The 7,903-nt window shown below is 74.4% G+C and carries 6 protein-coding genes and 1 pseudogene; 3 read left to right on the plus strand and 4 right to left on the minus strand.

The window, feature by feature from the left end; all coding sequences use genetic code 11:
- On the plus strand, window positions 1-1,484 hold a 1,484-nt coding region (locus JZ5iCDA_RS13795), incomplete at its 5' end, for a DEAD/DEAH box helicase (protein ID WP_139123117.1).
- A 31-nt stretch (window positions 1,485-1,515) separates the two neighbouring features.
- Entirely contained in the window at window positions 1,516-2,271 is a 756-nt protein-coding gene (locus JZ5iCDA_RS13800) for a PIG-L deacetylase family protein (RefSeq protein ID WP_069387689.1), read from the plus strand.
- A gap of 39 nt (window positions 2,272-2,310) precedes the next feature.
- On the opposite strand, the gene JZ5iCDA_RS13805 is transcribed toward JZ5iCDA_RS13800, so the two are convergent.
- On the minus strand, window positions 2,311-4,560 hold the full coding sequence (locus tag JZ5iCDA_RS13805) for a 3-hydroxyacyl-CoA dehydrogenase NAD-binding domain-containing protein (protein ID WP_083260020.1): 2,250 nt from the start codon (window positions 4,558-4,560) through the stop codon (window positions 2,311-2,313).
- 2 nt (window positions 4,561-4,562) lie between these two features.
- A complete protein-coding gene (locus tag JZ5iCDA_RS13810; RefSeq protein ID WP_083260021.1) occupies window positions 4,563-5,903 on the minus strand; it encodes a thiolase family protein in 1,341 nt (446 codons plus the stop codon).
- A gap of 327 nt (window positions 5,904-6,230) precedes the next feature.
- Between JZ5iCDA_RS13810 and JZ5iCDA_RS13815 the strand changes: the two genes are divergently transcribed.
- Window positions 6,231-6,653, plus strand: a complete 423-nt coding sequence (locus JZ5iCDA_RS13815) for a hypothetical protein (protein ID WP_069387690.1) — start codon at window positions 6,231-6,233, stop codon at window positions 6,651-6,653.
- 9 nt (window positions 6,654-6,662) lie between these two features.
- Here JZ5iCDA_RS13815 and JZ5iCDA_RS13820 read toward each other — a convergent pair whose 3' ends face one another.
- A complete protein-coding gene (locus JZ5iCDA_RS13820; protein ID WP_083260022.1) occupies window positions 6,663-7,709 on the minus strand; it encodes a lipid II:glycine glycyltransferase FemX in 1,047 nt (348 codons plus the stop codon).
- A 10-nt stretch (window positions 7,710-7,719) separates the two neighbouring features.
- Window positions 7,720-7,903, minus strand: a pseudogene (locus JZ5iCDA_RS13825) (ribonuclease D); the annotation flags it as partial.

The following is a 7,903-nucleotide window of genomic DNA, read 5'->3' on the forward strand; positions in this document are numbered from 1 at the left end:
CCGACGACGACCCGGCCCGCTGGCTCGTCTCGACGACGATCATCACGACCGACGCGGCCCCCGACCTCGCCGAGATCCACGACCGGATGCCGCTCGCGCTGCCGGCCGACGCGTGGGACGCGTGGCTGCTGCACGTCTCGCTGCGCGGCTACCAGGCGTTCGGAGCACGGTTCGCCCTCGCCCAGCGTCGCGTCGTCCTCGGCGACGAGATGGGCCTCGGCAAGACCGTCCAGGCCATCGCGGTGATCGCGCACCTCGTCGCCGGCGGTGCCACGCACGCCGTCGTCGTGTGCCCCGCGAGCGTGCTCACGGGCTGGGTGCGCGAGCTGCGCGCCCACGCCGACCTGCCCGTGCACGCCCTGCACGGCGCGTCGCGCGAGGAGGCGACCGCGGCGTGGCGCTCGGGCGGCGGCGTCGCCGTGACGACGTTCGCCGGCCTGCGCGACGCCGGCGTCGAGACGTTCACCGAGGCCGCCCCGGCCGTGGTCGTCGTCGACGAGGCGCACTACGTGAAGAACCCGGAGGCGAAGCGGTCCGTCGCGGTCGCGGCGCTCGCGGCCCGTACGCCGCACGCACTCCTCCTCACCGGGACCGCGATGGAGAACCGCGTCGAGGAGTTCCGCACGCTCGTCGGCTACCTGCAGCCCGCGCTCGCCGCCGACCTTGACGCCGCTGCCGGGGCGGCCGGTCCCGAGGTGTTCCGGCGCGCCGTCGCGCCCGCGTACCTGCGCCGCAACGCCGAGGACGTGCTCGAGGAGCTGCCCGAGCTCGTCCAGGTCGACGAGTGGGAGGAGCTCGGGTCCGTCGACGGCGCCGCCTACCGGCGCGCCGTCGCGGCGGGGGAGTTCATGGCGATGCGCCGGGCCGCGTTCGCCGTGGAGCACCCGGAGGACTCGGCCAAGGTGCGCCGCCTCGTCGAGATCGTCACCGAGGCCGCGGAGAACGGCCGCAAGGTCGTCGTGTTCTCGTTCTTCCGCGACGTCGTCGACCTCGTCGCCACGGCGCTCGGCGACCTCGCGCTGCGCCCGCTCACCGGGTCCGTCCCCGCGACCGTGCGCCAGACGGTCGTCGACGAGTTCACCGCGTCGGCCGTGCCGCGTGCGCTCGTGAGCCAGATCGACGTCGGAGGAGTCGGGCTCAACCTCCAGGCGGCGTCCGTCGTCGTCCTGTGCGAGCCGCAGACGAAGCCCACGACCGAGGCCCAGGCGATCGCGCGTGCCCACCGCATGGGGCAGGTCGAGACCGTGCAGGTGCACCGCCTGCTCACCGCGGCCACCGTCGACGAGCACCTCCTGCGGATCCTCGACACCAAGGCCCGGCTCTTCGACGCCTACGCGCGCCGCAGCGCGCTCGCCGAGGAGGTCGCCGGCGCGGTGGACGTGTCCGAGGCGCAGCTCGCACGGACCATCGTGGCGGCCGAGCGCGCCCGCCTCGTCGCCGACCCCGCCGTCACCTCGGTCGAGGACGCGCCCGTCTCGACATGAGGCCGGGGGAGCGAGCCCCTAGCGTGGCCCCATGAGCACCCCCGACGAGGCGCGCGGGCCCCTCGCGCCGCTGCCCGAGGACTGGACGACGGCGCTCGCGGTCGTCGCGCACCCCGACGACATGGAGTTCGGCGCGGCCGCCGCCGTTGCGCGCTGGACCGGCCAGGGCAAGCGCGTCGTGTACTGCATGGTGACGAGCGGCGAGGCGGGCATCGACGGCATGGACCCGGACGTCGCGCGCGGCGTCCGGGAGGCCGAGCAGGTCGAGTCGGCGCGGCTCGTGGGCGTCGACGAGGTGGAGTTCCTCGGGCTGCCCGACGGCGTGCTCGAGTACGGCGTGCCCCTGCGCCGCGAGATCGCCCGCGTCGTGCGCCGGCACCGTCCGGACGTCGTCATCACCGGCAACCACCGCGAGACGTTCCCCGGCGGGATGCCGAACCAGGCGGACCACATGGCGACAGGGCGCGCCGTCCTCGACGCCGTGCGGGACGCCGGCAACCGCTGGGTCTTCCGCGACCAGGTGGAGGTCGAGGGGATCGAGCCGTGGGGCGGCGTCCGGCAGGTCTGGGTCGCGGGATCGCCTGTGCCCACGCACGCCGTCGACGTGAGCGAGACGTTCGACGCCGGTGTCGCGTCGCTGCGCGCGCACCAGGCCTACCTCGACGGCCTCGGCTGGCAGGACTTCGACCCGGCCGCGTTCCTCGCCTCGATGACGGGACCGACGGGCTCGGCGCTCGGCGTCACGCACGCCGTGGCGTTCGAGGTCGTCCGGATGACCTGGGACTGACCCCGGCCGCCGCCCGGCGAGCGGGCGACGGCCGGGAGGTCAGGCTCGCCGCGACGCGCCGGCCGGGACGTTCGCGACGCCGTCCGGCAGGAAGCGCCGTCCGAGGACCTTCTCGGAGTAGCCCGTGCGGTCCAGGTACGGCGTGATCCCGCCGAGGTGGAAGCCCCACCCGGCGCCGAGGATCATGCACAGGTCGACCTGCGACGGGCTCGCGACCACGCCCTCGTCGAGCATGAGGCCGATCTCCTGCGTCAGCGCCGTGAGCACGGCGTCGAGCACGCCCGCCTCGTCGAGCGGTGCAGCGCCGTCCGACCGGCCCCCGGCATCGCCCGTGCCGAAGACCCGCTGGATCGCCGGGTCGACCGGCTTCGGCAGGCCCTTCGGCGCGTCGAGCACGACGGGGATCTGCTCGTCGACGATGCGCCGCAGCCCGGGGGACTCGGGGAAGCGGTCGCCGAGGTCCTCGCGCAGCGACGTGAGGACGTGCAGGCCGACCGCCGGCCCGACGAGGTCGAACAGCGCGAACGGCGGCATCGGGAGGCCGAGCGGTGCGACGGCGCGGTCGGCGACCTCGACCGGCGTGCCGTTCTCGACCGCCTCGACGATCTTCGCCATGAGCAGGATGAGGAGGCGGTTGACGACGAACCCGGGCCGGTCCGCGACGAGCACCGCGGTCTTGCGGAGCTTCTTCGTCATGGCGAACGCGGTGGCGAGCGCGGAGTCGTCCGTCTTCGCCGCCTGGATGATCTCGACGAGCGGCATCTGCGCGACGGGGTTGAAGAAGTGCATCCCGACGACGCGACCGGGGTGGCGCAGGTCGGCCGCCATCTCGGTCACCGACAGCGCCGACGTGTTGGTGAGGAAGACGGTCTCCTCGCCCACGACGTCCTCGAGCTCGGCGAACACCTTCTTCTTGAGCGGCAGGATCTCCGTGACCGCCTCGACGACGACGTCGCAGCCGGCGAAGTCGCCGAGCTCGGTCGTGCCGTGCACGGACGCCACGACGCGGGCGCCGACGTCGCGCGACATGCGTCCGGAGCCGACGAGCTTCTCGACCGTCGAGCGGACGTAGCCGAGGCCCTTGTCCACCCGCTCCTGGTCGAGGTCCCGCATGACGACCGGCACCTGCAGGCGCTGGGCGAACAGCAGCGCGATCTGCGCGGCCATCAGCCCGGCGCCGACGATGCCGACGCGCGTCACCGGGCGAGCGAGCTTCGGGTCGGGCGCGCCCTGGGGCTTCTTCCCCTTGGACACGAGCTGGAACGCGTAGACGCTCGCGCGCATCTCGTCGCTCATGATGAGGTCGGCGAGCGCGACGTCCTCCGCGGCGAACGCCTCCTCCTTCGTCGCGGTGCGCGCCGCGGCGACCAGGTCGAGCGCCCGGTACGGCGCGGGCCGCGAGCCTGCGACGACCGCGTCGAGCCGCTGCCGCGTCGCGTCGACGACGGCGTCCCACACCGGCTGCGGGTCGAGCTCGCGCCGCTCGACCACGACGTCGCCGCGCAGCACCGCCTCGGCCCAGCGGATCGAGGACTCGAGGAAGTCGGGCGCGTCGAACAGCGCGTCGACGAGGCCGGTCTCGAGCGCCTCGCGGGCCTTGAACGGCTTGTTCGCCGCCGGGCGCTCGAGGATGACCTTCATGGCGTCCTGGACGCCGATCAGGCGCGGCACGAGGTACGCGCCGCCCCAGCCGGGGACGAGCCCGAGGCCGACCTCGGGCAGGGCGAGCGCCCCGGCGTCGGACGCGACCGTGCGGTAGTCGCAGTTGAGCGCGATCTCGAGGCCGCCGCCGAGCGCGACGCCGTTGACGAACGCGAACGTCGGCACGCCGGTCCGCTCGCGCAGCCCGCCGAGGATCGAGTACGCGGCGTGGCCGGCACGCCCGAGCGCGAGCGCGTCGTCGTGCGTCTGCACGGCGGCCGCCTGCGTGAGATCGGCGCCGGCGGCGAGGAAGTACGGCTTGCCGGTCACCGCGACGGCGACGATCTCGCCGTCGGCCGCGCGGCGCTCCAGGCGCTGCAGCGCGGCGTGCAGCTCGGCGAGGCCCTGCGGCCCGAGCGTCGTGGGCTTGGTGTGGTCGAGCCCGTTGTCGAGCGTGAGGAGCGCGAGGGTGCCCGTGCCGCCCGGCAGCGCGACGTCGCGCACGAGGGAGTGCGTGACCCGCTCGCCGCGCGCGGACGCGCCGCCGTCGCGCGGGGCGGAGGGCTCCGGCGCGATGGTCTGGTCGGACGACGTCGTGCCGGCCTTGCCCGCCGACGCGTCGGTCGCCTGGCTGGTGGTCTCGCTCATGGTCAGCGGTCTCCCTCGTGCTCGACGGTGGTCGCGGCGGTCGTGTGGCCCGAGTAGTCGGCGTGGTGCGGGTTCTCCCAGATCACCGTGCCGCCCATGCCGAGCCCGACGCACATCGTCGTCAGGCCGTAGCGCACCTCGGGGTGCTGCTCGAACTGGCGCGCGAGCTGCGTCATGAGGCGCACGCCGGACGACGCGAGCGGGTGGCCCACGGCGATCGCGCCGCCGTAGAGGTTGACGCGCTCGTCGTCGTCGGCGATGCCGAAGTGGTCGAGGAACGCCAGCACCTGGACGGCGAACGCCTCGTTGATCTCGAACAGGCCGATGTCGTCGATCGTCAGGCCGGCGGACGCGAGCGCGCGCTCGGTCGCGGGGACGGGGCCGATGCCCATCACCTCGGGGTCGACGCCCGCGTACGCGTACGCGACGAGGCGCATGCGCACGGGCAGGCCGAGCTCGTCGGCGACGTCGCCCGCGGCGAGCAGGCAGGCCGTCGCGCCGTCGGTGAGCGGCGAGGCGTTGCCGGCGGTGACCTTGCCGCCCGGGCGGAAGGGCGTCTTGAGGTCGCGGATGGCCTCGACCGTGGTCTCGGGGCGGGGCAGCTCGTCGGCGGTGGCCAGGCCCCAGCCGAGCTCGGCCGACCGGGTCGCGACCGGCACGAGGTCGGGCGCGATGTCGCCGTTCGCGAGGGCCTTGGCGTACTTGGCCTGGCTCGCGACGGCGTACGCGTCGGCGCGCTCCTTCGTCAGGTGCGGGTAGCGGTCGTGGAGGTTCTCCGCGGTCGCGCCCATGACGAGCGCCGAGGAGTCGACCAGCTTCTCCGCGACGAAGCGCGGGTTCGGGTCCGAGCCCTCGCCCATGGGGTGGTGGCCCATGTGCTCGACGCCGCCCGCGACGACGACGTCCTGCGCGCCCACCGCGACGTTCGCCGCGGTCGTCGTGACCGCGGTCATCGCGCCCGCGCACATGCGGTCGATCGCGAAGCCGGGCACCGACCTCGGCAGCCCCGCGAGCACGGCGACGCTGCGGCCGAGGGTCAGGCCCTGGTCGCCCGTCTGCGTCGTCGCGGCGAGCGCGACCTCGTCGACGCGCTCGACGGGCAGCTCGGGCCGGCGGCGCAGCAGCTCGCGGATCGTCTTCACCGCGAGGTCGTCCGCGCGCGTCTCGGCGTAGATCCCGTCGGGGCGGGCCTTGCCGAAGGGGCTGCGCACGCCCTCGACGAACACGACGTCGCGCACGGCGCGCCGTCGCGCCGCCTGCGTGGGCGCGTGCGCCGGGGCGGCGGCGTGCGTGCCGGCGCGCTCTGAGGCCGAGGTCTCGGCCGCGGTGTCGGCCACGGTCATGGCATCTCCATCCGGTCGGGTGGTCCGGTCGTGGTGGGCCGGTTCAGATGGTCGGGACGGCGGTGTCCGGAGCGACACCGCTCGGTGATACACGCTACCGCGGGTATCGGGAAAGTACGAGACCGATGCTACGGCATGGCGAGACTCGGTATCGCGAAGGGGATACCCGGTCTCCGCCGCCTCGGGGCACAGGCGGAGGACGCCCGTGGGGCCGAGGCGACCACGGCTGCGCCTCGGGGCCCTCGCCCCGCGGCGGATCGATTGACCCCCGTGCCCACCGTCGGACGAAGAGGTCTTCGTGCAGCGCCGGGAGTCGTCCTGCTCCTGATGGTGACCGTCGGGTGCGCGGTCCTCGACCCCACCTCGCGGACCGCGTACTGCCGGCCCGACGACCCGGTCGTGACACCGCAGAGCGTCGCTCCTGGCGCCGAGCTGAACCTCGCGGTGGCCGGGGACGTGGACGGGGTCGACTGCGAGTCGCGCATGCCCGCCCGCGCGCGGTACGAGGTCTGGATCACCTCGGACACGTCCGCCGAGGACCCGGACGACGGTCTCTACTCCGCGTCCCTCGGCCTCCTGGACCCGGGCTCCGACGGGGACGCGGAGGGCACCGTGCGTCTGCCGGACGAGGTCCCGCTCGGCAGAGCCGAGGTCTCCGTGAATCTCGTCGGTGCCGACACCGTCTGCGACATCGATCCGACGATCGGGTGCGCCAAGGATCCGTTCGTCGCGATCGAGATCGTCGCCTGACCGGCAGGCTCAGCGGCCCCCGCGCAGCCTGCGCACGACCTTCTTCGCCGTCGGCAGCCCCTTGTTCCAGGCGGAGTACCACATCGAGAACGGCACGTCGATGCTGCCCGCGAGCTCGTCCTCGTGGCTGGCGAAGCCGCGCTTGAACGTGGAGATGCCGTCGTTGAGCAGGCCGTTGACGTCGTAGCGCACGACGCCGCGCTCGCGCATCGCCGTGATCGCGTGCCACTTGAGCCCGTAGTTCGCGCGCAGCCGCTGGCCCTCGTCGTCCATGCCGCCGTACAGCTCGAACGACGTGCGCGCCGACGCCGCGAACCACACGAACGCCACGGGCCGGTCGTGCGGGCCGTCCGGCGTCGACCGGGCGAACGCCGCGAAGACGGGGGAGTGCTCGCCCAGCTCGGAGGCGACCAGGCGGTAGTAGTCGTCGTCGTGCAGGCCGAAGCCGGCGCGCTCGGCGGTGAGGCGGTAGATCGCGAGGCACGCGTCGAGCTCGGCGGCGGTCGTCACCGAGCGGAACTCGAGGTCCTCGCGCTGCGACTTGCGGATGTACTGGCGGGTCTTCTTCGCCATGGCCGCCATGAGCTCGTCGTCGCTGCGGCGCAGGTCGAGGATGAGCGTCGTCGGGTAGAGCACCGGGTTCACCGCGGGCTGCGACCCGGGCAGGTCGAGCGGTGTGCCGGCGTCCCAGTCCGGCTCGAGCGTCACGCCGACGCCGCCCACGGTGTCCCGGCACCACCGCACCACGGCGCGCGTCACCGCCGACCGCGTCGCGGCGTCGGTCGTGCCGTCCGCGTCGCCCACGACGACCGGGCCGCGGGGCACGTAGCTGAGGGCCTTGAACTGGGCCGGCAGGCGGCGCTCGAGCACCTGGGCGAGCCCGACGACCGCGCCGTCCGGACCGGTGACGCGCAGCCGGTGCGGGCGCCACGCGCCCGCGCCCTTGACCGCGCCCCAGCCCCACAGCTGGAGGGGGTGACCGCCGAGGGCGTTCACCTCGGCGTCCCAGGCCGTGCGGTCGGTGACTGTCCGGATCGTCAGGTTCGCGTCGTGCACGGCCCCGACCCTACCCGCCCTGCGGCGCGGCGAACGCGGCCGCGAGCGGCTCCGCGAGGAGGCCGACCTGCCACTCGCGCGCGCCTCGGCCGCGCAGGAACGCGGCGACCGACCCGGCGTCGAGCGGGTCCGGCGGCGTCCAGCACAGCCGGCGCAGCGCGTCCGGCTGGAGCAGGTTCTCGACGGGCACCGCG

It is taken from the genome of Cellulosimicrobium cellulans (genome assembly GCF_001722485.1).
Classification (GTDB): domain Bacteria; phylum Actinomycetota; class Actinomycetes; order Actinomycetales; family Cellulomonadaceae; genus Cellulosimicrobium; species Cellulosimicrobium cellulans_A.

Coding starts and splice junctions, on each gene's coding strand:
- JZ5iCDA_RS13810 (WP_083260021.1), bottom strand. CDS start 5,903: ATGACCGTGGCCGACACCGCGGCCGAGACCTCGGCCTCAGAGCGCGCC.
- JZ5iCDA_RS13800 (WP_069387689.1), top strand. CDS start 1,516: ATGAGCACCCCCGACGAGGCGCGCGGGCCCCTCGCGCCGCTGCCCGAG.
- JZ5iCDA_RS13815 (WP_069387690.1), top strand. CDS start 6,231: ATGGTGACCGTCGGGTGCGCGGTCCTCGACCCCACCTCGCGGACCGCG.
- JZ5iCDA_RS13805 (WP_083260020.1), bottom strand. CDS start 4,560: ATGAGCGAGACCACCAGCCAGGCGACCGACGCGTCGGCGGGCAAGGCC.